18 protein-coding genes, 1 pseudogene and 1 other annotated feature are annotated in these 18,260 nt (G+C 33.0%); of the genes and pseudogenes, 15 read left to right on the top strand and 4 right to left on the bottom strand.

The window, feature by feature from the left end; genetic code table 11:
• The first annotated feature begins 7 nt into the window (after positions 1–7).
• From LY60_RS14660 to lipB, 3 genes are read left to right on the top strand one after another with little or no spacing between them, the layout of a single operon-like run.
• On the top strand, positions 8–247 hold the full coding sequence (locus LY60_RS14660) for a biotin/lipoyl-containing protein (protein WP_145085500.1): 240 nt from the start codon (positions 8–10) through the stop codon (positions 245–247).
• 9 nt (positions 248–256) lie between these two features.
• Entirely contained in the window at positions 257–1,111 is an 855-nt protein-coding gene (gene lipA / locus LY60_RS14655) for a lipoyl synthase (protein WP_145085497.1), read from the top strand.
• A gap of 19 nt (positions 1,112–1,130) precedes the next feature.
• Positions 1,131–1,811 (top strand): lipoyl(octanoyl) transferase LipB, encoded by a 681-nt coding sequence (gene lipB / locus LY60_RS14650; protein ID WP_145085494.1) that lies wholly within the window; start codon positions 1,131–1,133, stop codon positions 1,809–1,811.
• 279 nt (positions 1,812–2,090) lie between these two features.
• On the opposite strand, the gene LY60_RS14645 is transcribed toward lipB, so the two are convergent.
• Complete coding sequence (locus LY60_RS14645) at positions 2,091–2,963, bottom strand: AraC family transcriptional regulator (protein WP_145085491.1); 873 nt, start codon at positions 2,961–2,963, stop codon at positions 2,091–2,093.
• A 150-nt stretch (positions 2,964–3,113) separates the two neighbouring features.
• Here LY60_RS14645 and LY60_RS14640 point away from each other — a divergent pair, with 150 nt between their 5' ends.
• The 5 genes from LY60_RS14640 to LY60_RS14620 all read left to right on the top strand — a co-directional run bounded on the left by LY60_RS14640 (position 3,114) and on the right by LY60_RS14620 (position 9,468).
• Positions 3,114–4,346, top strand: a complete 1,233-nt coding sequence (locus LY60_RS14640; protein WP_145085488.1) for a Zn-dependent hydrolase — start codon at positions 3,114–3,116, stop codon at positions 4,344–4,346.
• Between the two features lie 141 nt (positions 4,347–4,487).
• The gene (locus tag LY60_RS14635) at positions 4,488–5,648 is read left to right on the top strand and encodes a M20 aminoacylase family protein (protein ID WP_145085485.1); all 1,161 of its coding nucleotides are present in this window, start codon (positions 4,488–4,490) and stop codon (positions 5,646–5,648) included.
• Between the two features lie 326 nt (positions 5,649–5,974).
• A complete protein-coding gene (locus LY60_RS14630; protein ID WP_145085482.1) occupies positions 5,975–7,321 on the top strand; it encodes an MATE family efflux transporter in 1,347 nt (448 codons plus the stop codon).
• A gap of 102 nt (positions 7,322–7,423) precedes the next feature.
• Positions 7,424–7,647 (top strand) — a binding site (T-box leader).
• Positions 7,648–7,725: 78 nt separating this feature from the next.
• The gene (gene trpS / locus LY60_RS14625) at positions 7,726–8,715 is read left to right on the top strand and encodes a tryptophan--tRNA ligase (protein WP_145085478.1); all 990 of its coding nucleotides are present in this window, start codon (positions 7,726–7,728) and stop codon (positions 8,713–8,715) included.
• A gap of 114 nt (positions 8,716–8,829) precedes the next feature.
• Complete coding sequence (locus LY60_RS14620) at positions 8,830–9,468, top strand: lactate utilization protein (protein ID WP_246145510.1); 639 nt, start codon at positions 8,830–8,832, stop codon at positions 9,466–9,468.
• Between the two features lie 226 nt (positions 9,469–9,694).
• Here the strand turns inward: LY60_RS14620 and LY60_RS14615 are convergent, their stop codons facing one another.
• Positions 9,695–10,300 (bottom strand): hypothetical protein, encoded by a 606-nt coding sequence (locus LY60_RS14615; protein WP_145085475.1) that lies wholly within the window; start codon positions 10,298–10,300, stop codon positions 9,695–9,697.
• Between the two features lie 238 nt (positions 10,301–10,538).
• Positions 10,539–10,751, bottom strand: a complete 213-nt coding sequence (locus LY60_RS14610) for a BlaI/MecI/CopY family transcriptional regulator (RefSeq protein ID WP_145085472.1) — start codon at positions 10,749–10,751, stop codon at positions 10,539–10,541.
• Positions 10,752–11,265: 514 nt separating this feature from the next.
• On the opposite strand from LY60_RS14610, the gene LY60_RS14605 reads away from it, so the two are divergent.
• Positions 11,266–11,766, top strand: coding sequence for a GNAT family N-acetyltransferase (locus tag LY60_RS14605; protein WP_145085469.1), 501 nt, complete (start codon positions 11,266–11,268; stop codon positions 11,764–11,766).
• A 598-nt stretch (positions 11,767–12,364) separates the two neighbouring features.
• A complete protein-coding gene (locus LY60_RS14600) occupies positions 12,365–12,739 on the top strand; it encodes a hypothetical protein (protein ID WP_145085466.1) in 375 nt (124 codons plus the stop codon).
• On the opposite strand, the pseudogene LY60_RS18400 reads toward LY60_RS14600, so the two are convergent.
• Positions 12,718–13,099 (bottom strand): annotated as a pseudogene (locus LY60_RS18400) (IS1634 family transposase); the annotation flags it as partial. The gene LY60_RS14600 and the pseudogene LY60_RS18400 overlap by 22 nt on opposite strands.
• A gap of 333 nt (positions 13,100–13,432) precedes the next feature.
• Here LY60_RS18400 and LY60_RS14595 point away from each other — a divergent pair.
• The 5 genes from LY60_RS14595 to LY60_RS14575 all read left to right on the top strand — a co-directional run bounded on the left by LY60_RS14595 (position 13,433) and on the right by LY60_RS14575 (position 18,251).
• On the top strand, positions 13,433–14,332 hold the full coding sequence (locus tag LY60_RS14595) for a MurR/RpiR family transcriptional regulator (RefSeq protein ID WP_145085463.1): 900 nt from the start codon (positions 13,433–13,435) through the stop codon (positions 14,330–14,332).
• A 72-nt stretch (positions 14,333–14,404) separates the two neighbouring features.
• On the top strand, positions 14,405–15,217 hold the full coding sequence (locus LY60_RS14590) for a Nif3-like dinuclear metal center hexameric protein (RefSeq protein WP_145085460.1): 813 nt from the start codon (positions 14,405–14,407) through the stop codon (positions 15,215–15,217).
• 193 nt (positions 15,218–15,410) lie between these two features.
• Positions 15,411–16,358 (top strand): ABC transporter permease, encoded by a 948-nt coding sequence (locus LY60_RS14585; RefSeq protein ID WP_145085457.1) that lies wholly within the window; start codon positions 15,411–15,413, stop codon positions 16,356–16,358.
• 8 nt (positions 16,359–16,366) lie between these two features.
• Complete coding sequence (locus LY60_RS14580; protein ID WP_145085454.1) at positions 16,367–17,269, top strand: ABC transporter permease; 903 nt, start codon at positions 16,367–16,369, stop codon at positions 17,267–17,269.
• Positions 17,270–17,291: 22 nt separating this feature from the next.
• Positions 17,292–18,251 carry an ABC transporter ATP-binding protein gene (locus LY60_RS14575; RefSeq protein ID WP_145085677.1) on the top strand — a complete coding sequence of 320 codons (960 nt, stop codon included), beginning with the start codon at positions 17,292–17,294 and terminating at the stop codon, positions 18,249–18,251.
• Positions 18,252–18,260 lie beyond the last annotated feature (9 nt).

Below are 18,260 nucleotides of genomic sequence, written 5' to 3'. Positions count from 1 at the left end.
AGGAAATATGAAAAAAATAATTACAATGCCAAAGCTTAGTGCTAATATGGAAAGCGGTTTATTGGTTACATTGTGCAAGCATCCTGGAGATGAAATAAAAAAAGGTGATGTGCTTTTTGAAGTTGAAACTGAAAAGGTTGTTAGTGAAATTGAAAGTGATGAAAATGGAAGATTAGTCACATTGTATTATAAAGAAGGAGACAATGTAAAAGTAGACGAAATAATAGCTGAAATAGAAACAGTATAGGAGTTAAAAATGGGAAGAAAATTACCTGAATGGTTAAAAGTAAATTATAATAAAGAAGCAGTTGATGAAGTAAGCCATCTAATGGCTGATTTAAAGCTTAACACAGTTTGCAAGGAAGCAAACTGCCCTAATTTAGGGGAATGTTTCAAGAAAAAAACAGCAACATTTATGATTTTAGGAAGCGTCTGCACAAGAAATTGTAGGTTTTGCAATGTTTCAAATGGACATGCCACAAATGTGGATCCTGAAGAGCCAATGAACTTAGCACAGGCTGTAAAAAAACTTAATCTAACACATGTGGTAATTACCTCTGTTACAAGAGATGATTTGCCTGATGGCGGTGCAGCTCACTTTGCAAAAACCATTGAAGCAGTAAGAAATATAAATCCGGATACTACAATAGAGGTTCTTATACCTGATTTAAAGGGTGTTCATGAAAATTTGGATATTGTTATAAATGCAAACCCAAATGTAATCAATCACAATGTTGAAACAGTTAAATATCTTTACGCCGATGTACGTCCTCAGGCTGATTATGAAAGATCGCTCCAGGTACTTCAATATGTTAAAGAAAAGGCTCCTCATATAACTTCCAAGACAGGAATTATGGTTGGACTTGGTGAAACGGATGAGCAGGTATACGAAGTTATGGACGACTGCTTAAAGGTAAATTGCGATATATTTACCATTGGTCAATACCTTCGACCATCAGAACAACATATAGAGCTTAAGGAATATGTAACACCGGAAAAATTCGAAGAATATAAAAAGGTTGCGTTGGAAAAGGGTTTTAAATATGTTGCAAGCGGTCCATTAGTAAGAAGTTCATATAAAGCCGGGGAAGCATCAAGCATATTTAAGTAAGATAAGTAAGGAGAACAAAATGCAGCTTAATGTTGTTAAACTAGGAAAGATAGAATATGATGAAGCATTTAAACTTCAACAAGAAATTGTAAAATTAAGGCAAGAAAGTAAAATTGCTGATACTTTGCTTTTATTAGAGCATTTCCCTGTTATTACAGTAGGAAGAAGCGGTGACAATGACAATATTATTGTATCAGAAGAATTTCTTGAGGACAACAATGTAAATTTACACTACGTAAATCGCGGCGGTGATGTTACCTATCATGGACCAGGACAAATTGTAGGATATCCCATTATTGACCTTAACAATCATGGCAAGGATTTAAAGCTATATGTACATAAGGTGGAAGAAGTTATAATTAAGTTGTTAAAGGAAGAATTTAATATACAAGCCTACACAAAAGACATGAAGTACACAGGGGTGTGGGTTGATGATAATAAAATCACTGCAATAGGTGTATTGATGAAAAGATGGGTTACCATGCATGGTTTTGCATTTAATGTAAACACAAATCTCGACCATTTCAAATGGATAATACCATGTGGTATACAAGATAAAGGTGTAGTTTCATTAAAAAGTTTGTTAGGCAATGAATTAGATTTAAATATTATGAACGACCTTGTAGTGAAATATTTTAGTGATGTTTTTGGATATGATGATGTAAAAGAATGTAGTTTGGAAAATATTTTACAATATTAATCGATTTAATTACATAGTAAATAATTTATGTCCTAATATTTTTGAACTGACTCTTGTCAGGTAGACAGGTAAATTAATTAAATACTTATGTAAAATTGGATGCTTGATTTCGATATTTCATCGAGTTAAGCATCCTAATTTTTTTGAAGTCTCTGATTTTCAATATATTAGCTGCTCAAGTTAATTGAACTTTCACTGTAGTCTTTATAGAATATATAAAGTGAAAATGCAACATATTATAAATGTTTTTCGTACAAATTAATTGTACATAACTTATTCCTATTTCTTGGAACATAGGCTCTTTTTATATTCCAAGGGAGTCATGCCTGTTTTATTTCTGAAATTTTCAATATAGTAGCTGGTGCTGCCAAATCCACAGTCATAAGCGATTTGACTGATTGATAAATCAGAAAAAACCAAGGAATCTATACTTTTTTCTATTCTATAATCGATCACATATTCAAATATGGTACATCCCATATGACGTTTGAATAATCGGCAGCATTCACTGCTGCAAAGATGAACTTCATCAGAAAAATCCTTAAGTTTAAGTTTATCCTTATATCGGTTATGAATCAACAACAGCAATGCTTTTATGCGGGTTTCATCCATTTCAGATATAGCTCTGACAATAGGGAGCTTTTGTTTCTGAATCATTATTATTTCTTTCCATACGGTAAGTAAACTTATGAGAATATCAAGTTCATGACCGTATTTACCTTCTGTATATAGGCTATTCATTTTTGAAAATTGCAACAGAATTTGGTTTTCTGAAGCTGTTTCAGGTGAAAAAATACAGTGAGTTAATGTTGAACTTTGAATAAATGGTCTTATTAGTCTTTGTTCTATAACATTTCCTGGTGAGCCATATATCAGTGTTGGATGTACGTTTATACATACATATTTGCTGTCCGGAATTTCAAATGGCTTAATCATATGAAGGACATCCTTATTTATAAAAAAACCTTGTCCGGATTTTAGTATGATTTCTTCATTATTGATGTAAAGCATAATAATGCCCGAAACAACATAGCAAAATTGTAGCTCATTATGCCAATGCCAGTTTACAAATCCCAAAACATTTTTATTAAGTTGTGTTTCATAAATAGCAAAAGGAAAATCTAGACTGCCATGTTGAGTTGTTTCTTTCATTTGTTGATCAATGTGAATATCATATACTTGCAAATTATCACCTCGTATAAAATCAAAATAACGATATTTTATAGTCACATTATTATATACTGTACAGTATTTTGTCAATATAATTATATTGTAGATTATAAATAAAGAGGAGATACTTTAGTGAGCATAAAACTATCAATAAATGAAGAGCGTTTTCTAAGCCATCTTAAGAAGCTTGGCCAAACCGGTCGTGAGGCAGACAAGCTGACAAGGTTAGCAGTCTCTGATGCAGATAAAGCAGGACGTGATGCAGTGGTGGCATGGATGAAGGAAGCTGGTTTAGAAGTTAAAATTGATCGCATAGGAAACATATTTGGTATTTGGAGCAACCATGAAAATGAAGGGCAAGCTCCTGTCATGACTGGGTCACATATTGACACTGTTATAAATGCAGGAATTTACGATGGCTGTTATGGTGTTGTTGCTGGAATTGAAGTGATTAATACATTGCGTAGTAATGGGTTTGTTTCCTCCAGACCAATTGCAGTAGGGGTCTTCACAAATGAAGAAGGTGTGCGCTATGCACCTGACATGATGGGTTCCTTGGTGTATGCAGGAGATCTATCATCAGATGAAGCACTTGCGACTGTTGGAACAGACGGTACAGTGCTTGGTGAAGAGTTAAAGAGGATTGGATATTATGGTCCGGAAGAACCTGGATTTTTAAAACCTCATTCTTTTATAGAACTTCACATAGAGCAAGGACCAATACTAGACAGCATGAAAATGCCTATTGGAGCAGTTGAAAATCTTCAAGGAATTTCCTGGCAGCGCATTACAATCGAAGGAGTTGCAAATCACGCTGGAACAACACCTATGGCTATGCGTAAAGATGCAGGGCATGCAGCAGCCAAGGTGATAAGTTTTGTGTGTGATATGGCAAACAGCTCAAATTCTGTTGCAACAGTTGGATGTATTGCATTTGAACCAAATGCTATAAATGTTATACCCTCTAAAGCTACATTTACAGTAGATTTGCGCAATCCTAATGAGGAAATATTAAAGAAAGAAGAAGCTGCACTTGCAGACTATCTGAAGGAGATTGAAATCAGCAAAAATGTTAATATTTCTACAGAAAGATTAGTACGTTTTGAGCCTGTTATTTTCGATGAAAATATAGTAAGACTGGTTGAAGATGCAGCAAGACAGCACAATCTGCAATGCAGACGAATGACTTCCGGAGCTGGTCAGGATGCCCAGATGATGGCACGCATTTGTCCTACTGCTATGATTTTTGTTCCAAGCGTGAATGGTATCAGCCATAATCCTAAGGAATTCACACCGGTACCTGATTTAGTAGCCGGAGCAAATGTATTGATGGATGTAATTGTGAAGCTGGCGGAATTCAAATAAATTAAAGAGACAGTCATAGGTTTTAATCTGCATGTATAGTAATTTATATAAGACGATAAAATCTATATGAAACTATGATTCAGATATTACAAAAGTTGATTTGTGAAATGGAATTAAGTAAAATAATAAAGGAGGACTGTTGTGAATAATTTAGAATTAATAAATCAATTGGTTGAATGGAGACACTATTTACACCAAAATCCAGAATCAGCTTTTCAAGAGGAAAATACAGCAAAGTTTGTTGCAGAAAAATTAATAGTAATGGGTTATGAAGTTGAAACAGGAATCGGAAAGACAGGTGTTGTTGCAAGCTTAAAAGTTGGAGATGGTACAGGCGTTATAGGACTTAGAGCTGATATGGATGCAATCAACATGACGGAAAAAGGAGAAATACCATATGCCTCCAAGAACTGTGGCAAAATGCACGCATGCGGTCATGATGGACATACTGCTACATTGCTGGGAGCAGCAAAATTGCTTTCAGAAAGAAAAAATTTCAACGGAACAGTAAGATTGATATTCCAACCTGCTGAGGAACCTGGAAAAGGTGCACAAGCAATGATTGATGATGGGTTTTTTGAAAAATTCACGGTAGATGAAATATATGGCCTTCACAATATGCCATTTCTTCCCGAAGGCACAATTCACACGCGTCCGCTTGGAATACTGGCAAGCGAAGATAATTTTGTTATTAAAATAAAAGGTAAGGGCTCCCATGCTTCGAGTCCTCATGTGGGAATAGACCCGCTTGTAACAGCTGCTCAGATAATAGTATCATTGCAGACCATAGTATCTCGTAATGTTAATCCTTTAAATCAGGCAGTTATATCATGTACTGAGCTGCATACTGATGGCGTTCATAATGCCATACCTTCAAATGTTGAGATTTCAGGAGATACAAGAAGCTTTTCAACCGAAGTTCAAGAACTGATTGAAACAAGAATGAGAAGCATCAGCGAAGGGATTTGTCAGATGAATGGTGCAGAATGTGAATTTGAGTATACTCATGAGTTTGCACCTACAATTAATTGGGAAAAATGCGTGGATGTGGTTGTAAAAGTTGCTAAAAATGTTGTGGGAGAAGACAAGGTCAATACAAATTGCGAGCCTTGGATGGCATCAGAAGACTTTGGCAATTTCTTAAAATATGTACCTGGATGTTTCTTATTCCTCGGAAGTGGAAAAAGTACAGAAGTTTCTAAAAATATTCCGCTTCACAATTCCCAGTACGATTATAACGATGATGTATTATTGACTGGAGCGGAATTTTTTGCAGAGCTAATAAAGGTGCGTCTGCCATAACTAGGTTCGGTAAATTTAAAGCGTACTCCAGGTATGTAAAAAGCATCTAAATTGTAAAATAAGAGCCTTCTATGATTTGTATAATTGTAGGAAGCTCTTATTTTAAGAGTTATATATTCAATGTAAGTGAAAAACAAAGGGTGCATTAACCATAAAAAAGTTAGATTATGAATTTGGGAGAGTATTAAAACATTAGAGATATTATATATTAGAAACATAATTTTGAATAAATTTGTTGAATTAAAAATTTATAATTATTTAACTTGTAAATATGTATGCTTTCAGTTAGACTTGATAAGTGAATATAATTAGAACGGATATAGCATATGAGTAAAAATTTGGATTTAAAAGAAGGTAAAATACGCAGTACATTAGTTAAACTTGCTTTGCCAATCATGGGCACATCATTTATACATATGGCATACAATTTAACTGATATTATGTGGCTTGGGAGATTGAGCACAGGAGCAGTTGCTGCAGCAGGAACAGCCGGCTTTTTCTTATGGTTTGGATCATCCTTAGTAATGATTACACAGGTGGGAGTAGGCGTTAATGTAGCTCAATATATTGGACGCAATGATTCTGAAAGTGCTAAAAAATATATTACCAATGGATTTCAGTTGGATATATTCATAGCTTTATTGTATTCTTTGTTTCTATTTTCATTTAGGCATAATATTATAGGTTTTTTCAATTTACAAGATTCTAACGTAATTCAAATGGCAATAGAATATTTGACTATAATATCAATAGGAATAATTTTTCATTTTCTAAATCCGATTTTTTCAGCTGCACTTAACAGCACCGGAAACAGCATTACTCCATTTAAAATAAATACTATAGGATTAGTTGCCAACATTATACTTGACCCGCTGTTAATATTTGGTGTTGGACCCTTACCTCAATTGGGCATAAAGGGAGCAGCTTTAGCAACTATAATGTCTCAATTTGTTGTTACAATATTATTTGTAATTTTGGGTAAAGCTTTTAATAATATTTATTCTCACGTATCATTACTTTCAAAACCAGATATGCAAATTGTAAAAAGTATTATGAAGCTAGGTTTTCCTCCATTTTTGCAAACAGGATTACATGCTGTAATTAACATGATTCTTACCAAAATAATTGCACAATTTGGTCCTGTGGCTGTAGCTGTACAAAGCATAGGTTCTCAAATAGAATCTATTTCCTGGATGACATCCGAAGGATTTTCATCATCAATATCAGCATTTGTTGGACAAAACTATGGGGCTAAAAAGCTTGAACGGATTAAGGAAGTCTATAAGCAGGGTATACAAATTTTAGGCAGTATCGGTATATTTACATCTTTGCTGCTGATATTTGCTGCTAAATTCTTGTTTGCAATATTTGTACCTAATGATCCCATTGCCATAAATGAAGGTGTTATATATTTAAGAATTTTAGGATTGTCGCAATTTTTCATGTGTGTTGAAATTGGAACGATAGGAGCTTTTAATGGTCTGGGTAAAACATTACAGCCAACCGTTAACGGTGTAGTGTTAAATGTATTAAGAATTCCATTTGCACTTATACTGAGTTCTACGGTATTAGGATTATCCGGTGTTTGGTGGAGCATCAGTATTTCCTCAATACTAAAAGGAATAATATTATTTATTTGGTTTAGATTTGTTCTAGCAAAATTAAAAGTTTGATTTTTATAAACACAAAATACTCTTTTTTTAACATTCAATAAGGAGAAAAAAGAATTTTTTTGACTTGACAAATATTTTTTAGAGACATATTATGTAATAAAATATAAACCGTTGAATGAGAGTAGTAAACATATTAAATTAATTCCAGAGAGCTATTGTAGGTGGGAATATAGCATTAAATTTATGTTGAATGGGCTCATGAGGGCAACCCGAAAGTGTGCGAGTAGGCGTTGACGGAAATCCTAACCGTTATGATGGAAGCATATGATGGTATGTGAAACTTGCTATTTGGGTGGCAAAACAGATAATAGACTTCTGTCCCTTTGGGATAGGAGTTTTTTTGTTTTATTAAATAATTTATGAATGATGAGGTTCATTCTAAAAAATTGTAGGAGGATTTTAATATGAAAAGAATTTTAACAGGTGACAGGACAACGGGGAAGTTACACTTGGGACATTATGTAGGAAGTCTTCAAAACAGAGTAAAATTACAAGATGAATATGATACATTCATTATTTTAGCAGATATACAGGCGTTAACAACGCATTTTGAACAACCAGAGTTAATTAACAAAGGTATCTACGATGTAGCAATCGACAATTTATCAGTGGGATTAGACCCCAATAAGGTAACAATTTTCTTGCAATCTAAAATCAGTGCAATTGCAGAATTAACAGTGTTCTATTCAATGCTTGTCTCTGTAAATTCATTGCGTCATAATCCGACTATAAAGACTGAGGCAAAGCAATATGGGTACGATGACTTAAGCTATGGTTTTTTAGGATATCCTGTCAGTCAAACAGCAGACATAACTTTCTGCAATGCTGATTTAGTTCCAGTTGGCGAAGATCAGATTCCTCACATAGAACTAGGAAGAAAAATCGTGAGAAGGTTTAATGATTTATATGGTAATGGCAGAGTTATAATCAAAGAACCACAAGCCTTAATCAGTGAAACGCCTCGACTCATTGGTATGGATGGGAATTCTAAGATGGGTAAAAGCCTTGGTAATGCAATATATTTATCAGATACTGTTGAAGAAGTAAATAAAAAGGTAAAATCAGCAGTAACTGATAAAAATAGGATAAGCGTGAAAGATAAGGGGAATCCAGAAATATGTACAATAAGTAAATACCATAAGGCATTTAATCATGAAGAATACAATAATATTTGTGAAATGTGCAAAAACGCCAGCATTGGTTGTGTAGCTTGTAAAAATGATTTGTCAAAAAAGATAAATCAGCTCCTTGAGCCATTCAGAGAAAGAAGAGCTTATTATGAAGAAAATATTAAAGAAGTTCGGGATATTATACTTACTGGCAGCCAGAAAGCAAACATGATTGGAAATGAAACTGTTGATGTTATTAAAAAGGCTATGAGTATCCATATATAACATCATGACTTTCTCCCTACTTTAATTATAACAGACTTTTGAATGAAGATAAAGACTATTCATTTTTTTGTCCTTCTGCTAAAATGTTCTAAAAGGATATGGGAGGAATAGATTATGAATACTATTAATACAAAAGAATGTTATAACGCTTTATTGGCACAGAAGCTGATTGAGGAGTTTAAAAAAAGGAATATGGAAGGACTTTATTGCGCGTCAAAAGAAGAGGCTCTTAAAAAAGTTCTTGAGATGATTCCTAAAGAAAGTCTAGTTTCCTGCGGAAGTTCTGTTACACTTGATGAAATTGGTTTGCGTGCTGCATTAAAAAGCGAAGGATACAATTTTTTAGACCCTAAAGACGCACAAGCACAAGGTGCTAGTGCTATGGAGAAAATTGCCCACCAAGCATTAAGTGCTGATTACTTTTTAATGAGTTCTAACGCTATATCAGCTACAGGTGAGATGGTAAATGCAGACGGCATTGGCAATAGGGTAGCCCCACTTATTTTTGGACCGAAAAATGTCATAGTAATAGCAGGAATCAATAAGGTGGAGCCAAATTTAGAGGCAGCTATACTTCGAGTGAAAAACTATGCTGCACAAATGATATGTCTGGCATTTAAGAAGGACTACTCAAATTTTGATGATCTTTCTAAAGTAGCGGAAGATAGCTGTAATCAGCTTGTAATTACAAGTGGGTCAGTGTTTAAAGGACGAATTAAAGTAATAATTGTTGGAGAAAGTTTAGGATATTAGCCTTACGATACAAAAAATAGGGGTTTTGTTTTTTGATGTGAAGCAATAGAAGGAACTGGAAGTTCCAGGGTTGAATTAGGTTTTTTATAGTTTTTGTAAATAAAATAAGGTTACAAGATTTATGCATAATCACATAAAAAACCATCTAAAGTAATTATGAACCTTTAGGTGGTTTTTATATATCATATCATTTTCGCATAGTAATGTACTTAATGTAACTAAAATTCTATTGATTTAGAGTTAATCCGTCCATAAATTTTTCATATGATGCTTCATTCATTATGAAAACGGCACACTTTCTATACATTATCCCATTGTTAAGTGGTGTCATTTTAATAAACACATGGTTGCCATTTACCTCATGATTCCACTGAACACCTTTAATTTCATAATTTTCGTTGCCATCTAAATGCTTTAAAAATTCATCATACAAGGCTTTTGAATCGATATTTCCATATATCTCTGATGCAATGTCAAATAACAAAGGTAAATTCTGAACTTGCTCTTCTTGAATTTGTTCAACAGAATAATCATTAGGGTACATAACTTGAACTGTTAGATATCTTTCTTCTTCATTACCGATTGAATCAATGGTAGCCGTGATGCCTGTATCAATCCGTCCGGGTTCGTCTTTTCTATCCTTTATAACAAATGAAGTTTGATACTCTTTGTTTTGTTCATCAGTAATGGTCCAATTCGAATTTTTATCGCGTACCACATTCTCTACGGTTTCTCTGTTAATGGGAAACACATAAGTCTCCACAGTCTTAGTACACGATGAAACCAAAAGTACTGTTGCAAACAAAATGATAACGAATATTTGCTTTTTCATATAATATTGCCTCCTATTACATTAATTTTATAGGATACGGTACAGACAAGTCAGCCATGTCCATATGCCTTCTTGTTGCTTAAGCTATTGGAATGTAGAGAGCAATCGGTCAGGCAGTCGCTTCCTTGGACTTCGCGTCATATAAAGTCTGCCAACCAGCTCTTCATTCGCAATGTTCGTCTTATGCAGGTTGAACTGCTTTCCCAGTACGTTCGTGTCACACCACTGTAGATTGAAGTCAAAACAGATATTCTACTTGTGTTATTGCTGATGAATAGGTTCTTCCAAAATTTTTTCCTGTTTTTACGAAACCTTCTACTTTGATTGCCCCTTTTTTCAATAAACTGTTCAATAGAATATGAATAGAGATTTTCTTCCAGTAACGTTTTTCAGAAAGTTCAATAATTTCAGAACGGGACAAAGCCTTGACCTGTGTCCGTATAATATCCATAATTTCCGTTCTTTTTTTTAATGGAAATAAGGGTTTATGGCATATAAAGACCTCTGAATGTAAAAATTGATGAAGTTATATTAAATATGACCGTATTATATATAATATTATAAAAAAGTTTAAATGTAAAGTCAATAGAATACAATATAAAAGTATAAACGTTATCAAAAAAATTATACTATTATGACAGTACATGGTATTAAAGAAAGTTTAAGTTAGCCTCGAATTCAGCTTTGAAAAGTAATTTTTGTAAACAGATACTTGAATATTTAAAAGGAACGGATACAGATTCTGCATTCTTTGTAATTGTAGGGTTTACTAAAAAAGATAAAATGTAATGGAAAATTAAAGAAGACATTTCAAAATTCAGTAAAGATTATTCTCAGTACTTTGTTGATAGTTTTTATATTAGCGCTAAAGGAAAAGAGGGAGCATCTAAATATGATTAATTGTTTTTACTTTATTTTAAGTATGATATAATCAAAGAAAAATCGATATTATATAGGGAGAGGACATGAATACACTTGAATTTGCACAGCTTGAAGATTGGGAAATATGCAATCAAATTATCAATGCAGGAAGAGATTTTCAGAAAGAGCAAGGCTTTGTTCAGTGGACAGATGATTATCCTAATAAGGATACAATCTACAATGATATAAAAAATAAAAAGGGATATGTCGTAAAAGTTGACGGTGTAATTGCTGGATATATGTGCATAGACTATGATGGCGAACCAGCATATGAGGATATTCAAGGAAAATGGAGAACAGAAGAACCATATGCAGTTGTTCATCGAATGGCATTTAATAAGAATTTTAGAGGAATGGGGCTGGCGGGAATAACGTTTAAGCTGATAGAAGAGATGTGCATTCAAAATAGTATTAGAAATATTAGAATAGATACAGATTTCCCGAATGAACGTATGCAGCATATTTTAAAAAAGAATGGTTATGAAAATTGCGGAGTCATTATTTTTCAGGGGAGTGGAAAATTAGCATTTGATAAATCATTCTAACAAACTCCAGTTTGTCGGACTTTTATTCGCCTCGAAATGATCAAATAAATTCAAACAATTGGATTTTTTAAAAATTAGTTGTATAATGTATTAGCAGATAAGTATTAATCTTTATGATAGTGAATAGGAGGTATTATTATGGAATTGGAATTTTATTTAAAGTATGGTTTATTACTAGTGATTTTAATTTCAGTATTTCTTACGATATTACTATATAAAATTTTAATTATATGTAAGGGTATAAAAAAAATTAAAATTGTACTTACTATATTTTTCATAGTTTTTTTCGTTGTTAACTTTTTTCTTATATATGTTGCAAATTATGAATTCTCACTTTTATACCAAAAAATATTATTACCTGCCATATGTATTTCATTATCAACGACCATATTCTTAAAACCTATAGTAAAAGAGAAAAACAGGTGACATTAATTGGAAAACCAAAGATAATTTTCATAAAATAGAGTAATAAGTATAGAAAAATATAAAGATATAAACATAGATGACTTCTGTTCTGTTGGAACAGGAGTTTTTTATTTTATGGCAGCAGTAATAATATACTGTTGCCTATTAATTATGATAAATGGAGGTTGAATCTATGTACACAAAATATCAAATTGCTAAAGTACAAAATATATCCTTATTAGATTATGTTGAAGGTAGAGGATATGAACTGATTTATAGCCACAGTGATGTAAGATTGAAAGAACATGACAGCTTAGTTATATCAAACAACAAATGGAAGTGGTTTTCAAGAAATATTGGAGGTGGTACATTAGATTTCTTGATTGAATATGAAGTTAGAGGTTTTAAAGAAGCCATGCAAACTTTACTAGGTGAAAAAGGTATTGATGAAAACAAACCCCAATATAAAGAACATATTGAAGAACAACATGAAAGCAAAAAATTATCTGAATTACCTTATAAAAACAATAGTTCTTTTTCAATTTTTTTCATTCCGATAGGTATTTGATTGCGATCCAACAATCCAAGGCCGACAATAGGATCTTCTTGCTTTTGCTAGATCCCCTTCTTCTAAAGTCATCCTCTCTGTCAATTTCAAAGTAAAAGTTTGTACAGTCTAAATAGGATTTGGAAACATTAAATCCAAAAAAATTGTTTGTCTATACAGTAAATATCTCTATAAATTTTTATAATCATTTCCAAGGAAGAATAAACCACCTAAGAGTTGGTCATAGGAATAACTAATAGAACCATAAGGTTCTGGTAAACACCTCGTGAAAAGTCCTGAGTTTGCTGCATGGATTGACAGCTCTGGCATAAACAAGGGAAGATAGTAATTATAAAGATCGTAGTTGAAGTCATGGTAAAGTATGTTGAACTTGTTCTCAAAGATTTATGTTAGAAATTTCTAAAAGTAGGTATTATCACAATAAATTATAATTATAAAAAGGCAAGACCTTGAAACGGTAAATATTTATTGTCGATTCAGGGTTTTTGTTATTTTTAATAAAATTATAATGCAGATATTGAAATGTTATGAATAAAATTTTGCTTTTATATACAACTTATTTAAATGGAAATGTTAACAAAATAGCGACAAGTAAAGTAAACACTTTAAACTATATTGAATTGACAACGTTTTTTCTGTTGACAATGGCAATATGTCATAGTACAATAAAGCAAACATTATAAAGAGGTATGTATGGCTAATATAAGTTTTTTTTATAAAAAGTATAATAAACTTACAAAAAAACAACAGGAAATATATGAATATATCATAAGCAATTATGAAGATGTTGTTTTTTTATCTTTAAAGGAACTATCAAGGCGTGCTAATGCATCGGAAGTTTCAATTTTGCGATTATGTGAAAATTTGGGGTTTAAAAATTTTATTGGATTAAAAGAAGCTTTACGAGGCAATGAAAAAAACAATTTAAATTTTAAAGATATTGAATATATGGCTCGACATTCATCTGATTCAAAACAAAAAATGAAAAGCTTATTCAAAATGATTTGTTTTCTTGAACGAAAAAACGTTGAAGATATGATAAAAGGCGTAGAGGTTGACAAGATTTTTGAATGTGCAAATGAGCTGCTAAATGCGAATGATATAACTATTTTTGGCCATAATGCGTCAAAAGCCTTGGCTGATTATTTATCCAATAAGTTAATCTACTTAAGATTGAAAGCTTCATCAATAAAATTAGAGGATAATGATGCTGTTAGGACTGCTCTTGCGAGGGTTGATAGTAATGATTTCATTATTTTATTTTCCTTTCCACCTTATCATATACCGACCGTAGAAGTAATAAAGTTTGCTAAGATGAAAGGTGCAAAAATTATAACTATTACTAATAGTATGAATTCACCTGCTATCACAGAAGATGGATACAATTTCCTATGTAAGACTGAAACCCCATTTTTTTACAATTCACTTTCCATGCCAATGAAATTTATAGAACTTCTTACATCGTTTATTGCAATACAGCTTGGAGAGCAGTTGGACAAAATTGTTAAAGAAGAGTTGTTGGTAAGTCAATTTATTAATGAAAATAAACAAGTTTCAGAAGAAACAGTAAATTATAAAGATTATATGAGTTGATGTTTATGCTCTAAAGAATTGTGGTTGGAAATATTGCCATTTTAAAAATAAAAAATTACGGGGATAGATCAAATGAACTTTTCAGGAGAGAATGCAAGGGATTTATATAAATCATTAGAACGAATTTTTCGACCGCAGGAATGCACGGATATTTTTCCAAGGATTGGCATACAGCATCACAATACTGATTTAGTAAAAAAAATTTATACCTCAACATTTGCTTCTGAGGAAGTAATAAATGAAGTTTTGTCAAGGAATGAAAAGGATATTATGATTTTTACACATCATCCTGTTCCGCCTAAAGCAAATGAGAACTTGGCATATCCGGATATACCAGACCATTTAATACATCGAATGAAGGAAAATCGTATTAATCTTTTTTCTTACCATATCCCTTTAGACAGGCACAGCATATTTTCTCCAAGCTATACCCTATCCATAACATTGGGATTAAAACCATATGATACATTTTATCTTCAAAACGGTGTATATATGGGGGAACTTTGCTATGGAGGTTATGGGAATGTAGCTGACTTGTGCACAAGCTTGGAAAAAATCTTGGGACATGATGTAAAATTATATGCTTACGGCGACAAGGAAATTAAAAACAAACGTATTGCGGTTATGGCTGGCTGCGCAAAACAAGACATATATGAATTTCTAAAAAAACAAGGCATTAACACATTTGTAACAGGCGTGACGAACAAGGAAGTCTTTTGGGTTCCCAAAATACACGAGCTCGCTGAATGTAACGAAATTAATATTATTGGAGGCACGCACTATTCAACAGAAAAATTTGCCTTAATATCCATTTCAAATTTTTTTATAAAACTTGGGCTACCATGCGAATTCATAGAAGAAAAGCCTAATATGAGTGATATATAGAAAGGTGAATCATCGCATGTTGTTATATATTATGCACATCCTTTTATTTTATGGGAAGGAGTCAGCAATGATAGTACAAACATGATAATACAAACATGATAATACTAAGGTTCATAATAAAAGGATTAGATATAAGTAAATAATTAGAATACAAAATAAAAAAATAGAAAGTATTTTTAACGGAGTGTGAGACATGTATAAGTATATATTTAGACGCGTATTGATGTTGATACCTGTAATTATTGGCGTAACATTCATTGTATTTTTTATTTTGAATCTTTCACCGGGAGATCCGGCAGCAATAATTTTAGGTGACCAAGCAACTGCGGAAGCATTGGAAATGAAACGTGAAGAGTTGGGATTAAACGACCCGATATTTGTTCGATATGGCAATTATATGGTGAATTTAGTACATGGAGATTTAGGTACATCTTACAGAAACAATTTAGATGTTTGGGATCAAGTAATACAAAGATTCCCTAATACCTTTATTTTAGCTGTAATAAGTACACTTATAGCATTATTAATTGGGATACCAACAGGGATAACCTCTGCGTTAAAGCAATACTCAATGATGGATAACATTTCAATGATTATTGCTTTAATAGGTGTTTCTATGCCGGTCTTTTGGTTAGGATTAATGTTAGTAATATTTTTCTCATTAAATTTAAAAATTTTACCTTCACAAGGCATGGGCGTAGGGTTTATACCGCTTATCAAAAGTTTAATATTACCTTCATTTAGTTTGGGAGCTATGTCTGCGGCTGTAATTGCAAGAATGACTAGGTCATCTATGTTGGACGTAACTCGTCAAGATTATATTAGTACTGCAAGAGCAAAAGGGTTATCTGAAAAGATTATAACAAATCACCATATGCTAAAAAATGCTATGATACCTATTATAACTGCAGTAGGGTTACAGTTTGGAACGCTTTTAGGAGGTTCAATGCTTACAGAAACTGTTTTTTCCTGGCCTGGAGTTGGACGACTTATGATAGACTCAATAAAATCTAAGGATATTCCGCTGGTATTAGGATCGGTTATTTTCCTTGCAATAATGTTTACAGTTGTAAATTTAATTGTAGATATAGTCTATGCATTTGTTGATCCACGTATAAAGTCACAGTATAAGAGAAAGTAGGTAATCACATGGAAAAAGTTAAAAATGCAAATAAAGTAAGTGAGCAACGTTCTTTATGGGAGGATACCTGGAGAAGATTCAAAAAAAACAAAATGGCTATGATTGGATTATACTTTATGATTATACTTGTCATAATAGCGTTTGCCACTATAGTTATAGATATAGCAACAGGGCAATCTTTTTATAATCAACATATAATTAAACAAGATTTACGCAGAAGATTAGAGGGACCCAGCCCTGGGCATATTTTCGGATTGGATGAATTTGGTCGAGACGTATTGATGAGAATGCTTTGGGGTACACGTTATTCCTTATTTATGGGGACAATAGCAATTGTGTTATCATGTATTGTCGGAGGAGTTTTGGGAGCTGTCTCAGGTTTTTATGGAAAAGTGACAGATAATGTAATAATGAGGTTAATGGATATTCTTTTAGCTATTCCTTCCATGCTTTTAGCAATAGCTATAGTTGCTTCGCTTGGAACAAGCTTAATTAATGTTCTAATAGCAATCGCAGTATCATTGATTCCAAGATTTGCACGTACAGTACGTGCATCAGTTCTTACTGTTAAAGACCAAGAATTTATTGAGGCAGCAAGAGCAATTGGGTGTAGTGATATTAGAATTATTCTTAAGTATATTATTCCAAATTCACTATCTCCGTTAATTGTACAGTTTACTCTTGGAATTGCTAGCGCAATTCTATCAATAGCAGGGCTATCATTCTTAGGGTTGGGAATTCAGCCTCCAACACCAGAGTGGGGCGCGATGCTATCAAATGCAAGAACTTATATAAGAGATGCTTGGCATGTTACGGCAATTCCCGGGTTAGGCATCATGTTTACTATACTTGCACTAAATCTTGTTGGTGATGGGCTTAGGGATGCACTAGATCCAAGACTAAAAAATTAATAAATTGGAAAGGTACGATGATATGAGTAATTTATTAGATATTAAGGACTTAACTATATATTATGAAACAGATGATGGTATTGTGCAAGCACTAAATGACGTTAACCTTAAATTGGGCGTAGGAGAAACTCTTGGTTTAGTCGGTGAAACCGGTGCAGGAAAAACTACCTTGGCACGGGGTATAATGGGACTTGTACCAAATCCTCCAGGCAAGATAGTAGGAGGCCAAGTTTTATATGAGGGTAAAGATTTAACAAAATTAACAAATATAGAAATGCAAAAAATACGTGGGCAACATATTTCAATGATTTTTCAGGATCCCATGACCTCGTTAAACCCTGTCTTAACGGTTGGAGAACAAATTATGGAAGTTATAATTAACCATAATAAAATAACAAAGGCAAGTGCGAGAATATTGGCCGAGGATATGTTGGAGAGGGTGGGTATTCCAAAAGAACGATATGATGAATATCCTCATCAATTTTCAGGAGGCATGAAGCAAAGGGTCGTTATTGCTATTGCATTGGCTTGCAATCCTAAAATTCTTATAGCTGATGAGCCAACTACAGCTTTAGATGTTACAATTCAGGCACAAGTTCTTGACATGATTTATAAATTAAAATCAGAAAATAATACATCCATGTTGCTAATTACGCACGATTTGGGGGTGGTTGCTCAAAACTGCGACTATGTAGCAATTATATATGCAGGAGAAATAGTGGAATATGGCTCATTAAAAGAGATTTATAAAGAAACAAAACATCCTTACACTGAAGGATTATTTGGCTCTATTCCAAGTTTAACTGTAAATGTGAACAGGTTGCAAGCTATAGTTGGAATAATGCCGGACCCAACAAAACTGCCTAAAGGGTGTAAATTTTATGATAGATGCAAATATTCAAAACCTATTTGCGCAGAAAAACTACCAGATATGGTTCAGCTGAGTGAAACTCATAAGGTTAGATGCATTCTTTACCAGTAGAAAAGAGGA

Source organism: Sedimentibacter saalensis, from assembly GCF_007830175.1.
In the GTDB taxonomy this organism is placed as follows: domain Bacteria; phylum Bacillota; class Clostridia; order Tissierellales; family Sedimentibacteraceae; genus Sedimentibacter; species Sedimentibacter saalensis.
Note: the sequence above shows the minus strand (reverse complement) of the source record. Positions and strands in the feature narration are given on the sequence as shown.

What these genes read in the sequence shown, in the direction of transcription:
- LY60_RS14630 (WP_145085482.1), top strand. Translation starts at nt 5,975, where the DNA reads ATGAGTAAAAATTTGGATTTAAAAGAAGGTAAAATACGCAGTACATTA.
- LY60_RS14595 (WP_145085463.1), top strand. Translation starts at nt 13,433, where the DNA reads ATGGCTAATATAAGTTTTTTTTATAAAAAGTATAATAAACTTACAAAA.
- LY60_RS14600 (WP_145085466.1), top strand. Translation starts at nt 12,365, where the DNA reads ATGTACACAAAATATCAAATTGCTAAAGTACAAAATATATCCTTATTA.
- LY60_RS14585 (WP_145085457.1), top strand. Translation starts at nt 15,411, where the DNA reads ATGTATAAGTATATATTTAGACGCGTATTGATGTTGATACCTGTAATT.
- LY60_RS14660 (WP_145085500.1), top strand. Translation starts at nt 8, where the DNA reads ATGAAAAAAATAATTACAATGCCAAAGCTTAGTGCTAATATGGAAAGC.
- LY60_RS14605 (WP_145085469.1), top strand. Translation starts at nt 11,266, where the DNA reads ATGAATACACTTGAATTTGCACAGCTTGAAGATTGGGAAATATGCAAT.
- LY60_RS14615 (WP_145085475.1), bottom strand. Translation starts at nt 10,300, where the DNA reads ATGAAAAAGCAAATATTCGTTATCATTTTGTTTGCAACAGTACTTTTG.
- LY60_RS14590 (WP_145085460.1), top strand. Translation starts at nt 14,405, where the DNA reads ATGAACTTTTCAGGAGAGAATGCAAGGGATTTATATAAATCATTAGAA.
- lipB (WP_145085494.1), top strand. Translation starts at nt 1,131, where the DNA reads ATGCAGCTTAATGTTGTTAAACTAGGAAAGATAGAATATGATGAAGCA.
- LY60_RS14610 (WP_145085472.1), bottom strand. Translation starts at nt 10,751, where the DNA reads ATGGATATTATACGGACACAGGTCAAGGCTTTGTCCCGTTCTGAAATT.
- lipA (WP_145085497.1), top strand. Translation starts at nt 257, where the DNA reads ATGGGAAGAAAATTACCTGAATGGTTAAAAGTAAATTATAATAAAGAA.
- trpS (WP_145085478.1), top strand. Translation starts at nt 7,726, where the DNA reads ATGAAAAGAATTTTAACAGGTGACAGGACAACGGGGAAGTTACACTTG.
- LY60_RS14580 (WP_145085454.1), top strand. Translation starts at nt 16,367, where the DNA reads ATGGAAAAAGTTAAAAATGCAAATAAAGTAAGTGAGCAACGTTCTTTA.
- LY60_RS14645 (WP_145085491.1), bottom strand. Translation starts at nt 2,963, where the DNA reads ATGAAAGAAACAACTCAACATGGCAGTCTAGATTTTCCTTTTGCTATT.
- LY60_RS14575 (WP_145085677.1), top strand. Translation starts at nt 17,292, where the DNA reads ATGAGTAATTTATTAGATATTAAGGACTTAACTATATATTATGAAACA.
- LY60_RS14620 (WP_246145510.1), top strand. Translation starts at nt 8,830, where the DNA reads ATGAATACTATTAATACAAAAGAATGTTATAACGCTTTATTGGCACAG.